Annotated in this window: 1 protein-coding gene; it reads right to left on the reverse strand. The window is 66.8% G+C overall.

Annotated features, from left to right (window positions below; genetic code table 11):
- Positions 1-79: 79 nt before the first annotated feature.
- On the reverse strand, positions 80-1,462 hold the full coding sequence (locus GLP40_RS33080) for an IS1380 family transposase (RefSeq protein WP_328290947.1): 1,383 nt from the start codon (positions 1,460-1,462) through the stop codon (positions 80-82).
- Positions 1,463-1,580 lie beyond the last annotated feature (118 nt).

The raw sequence follows: 1,580 nt of genomic DNA on the forward strand, positions 1-1,580 counted from the left end.
CCGGTCAGCGGGTGGCTGCCGGGTTCCACGGGCCCGGAGGGAAAGTCCTTTCGGTGGTTGTAGGGATGGTTTGGGCTGGTCAGCCGGGTTGCAGGCGGTCCAGGGTGGTCAGCAGCAGGCCGGTGCCGCGGTGGTGTCGGGATAAGCGCAGGTGAAGGCGGCGGGCGTGGGAGGCGATCCGGGCTGGGATCGAGAACAGCTGTAGGCGAAGTGTTTTCGGTTCCCAGCGTCGAGCGGGATGGTCGTGCAGGCCGAGGGTCTGTAGCCAGGCGGTCAGGTCCAGCGCCAGTGCGACGATCGCGACCCAGATCCGGTTCGCGTCGAAGGATTTGAACGGCAGGTTGCGTAGTCCGGTGTCTTTCGCGGCGCGGATGCGGTCCTCGCAGCGGGCGCGGCGGCGGTGTCGTAATTCCAGGTCGGGAAGCTGCCCGGTGCGCGTGTTCGTGACGAATGCGGTCAATCGCAGGCCATCGACGTCGGTGAACCGCAGCTGCGCGCCGGGATGCGGGCGCTCCTTGCGCACGATCAGCCGCATGCCGGCGGGCCAGCCGGTCAGATCGAGCATGCCGGTGACCTCGGCGACCCAGGCTCCCGGGCGGACCTCGCCGTCGGCGTCGTAGGCGGGGGTCCACACATTTTTCGGGATCTTGTTCACCGCCTCGACGATGGTGTCGGTGAGGGTGAATCCCAACGAGTACTGGACCCGCCGCGTGGTGCAGTAGGCGACGAAATCGTGAGTACCCCCACCGGAATCGGTGCGCACCAACACTTTCCGGCCGACCCGGTAGCCGGGCTGCCACGGTAGTTGCGTGATCGCGGCAGCGAGGACCTGTTTATGGTCGGCGGCGGTGTTGGCACCGGCGTTGCCCGGTCGCAACAGCTCCGCGACCGGTTCGCCGGTGCCGCAGGGTCCGTGATCACAGAAGGCCAACAGCGGGTGGAATCCGAAGCCCTTCTTGAATGTCGGTGCCGCGCATTCCTTTTCGGAGTGGGCGTCGAGCAAGGTCGCGTCCAGATCGATGGTCAGCGGGTTCTCGGCGGTGATCGTGTGGTCCGGTGCTCGGTCACCGGCGGCCTGCCAGGCCGCCGCCCGAGCCCTCACCCGGGCCGACGCGATGGCGGACAACGCTTTCGAAGCGTCACCGGCCAAGGTCGCGATCAACCGCGACACCGTCGGATCCGAGGCCACACTGCCGAACACCCCCGGCTCACCGCGCAGCAGCCCGACATCGGCGGCGCAGTCACCACCGATCGCGACCGCCACGGCCAGATCCAACACGATCTTCCCCGGATCATGCGTGGCCAGGGGTTTCCGCCACGGCGTCAGCACCTGCGACAACGCCCGATCCAGCCCCACCCTCACCGCCGTGCGCAGCAACGCCACCGCCCCGGCCTGAGCCACCACCCCTGATCCGTCCCCGCCAACTTTCAGCGACGGGTACCACGACGTAGACTCTCGCACCAGAAAGGTGCTCCTCACACTGCGTACTTCGATCTTCAGCAAATCGAATTATCGCAGTTCAGAGCACCTTTCGCCATTTCTACGCGACGACCAGCTCAACCGCCATGATTGGCCGAGG

This window comes from Nocardia aurantiaca (assembly GCF_009708175.1).
Classification (GTDB): Bacteria; Actinomycetota; Actinomycetes; order Mycobacteriales; family Mycobacteriaceae; genus Nocardia; species Nocardia aurantiaca.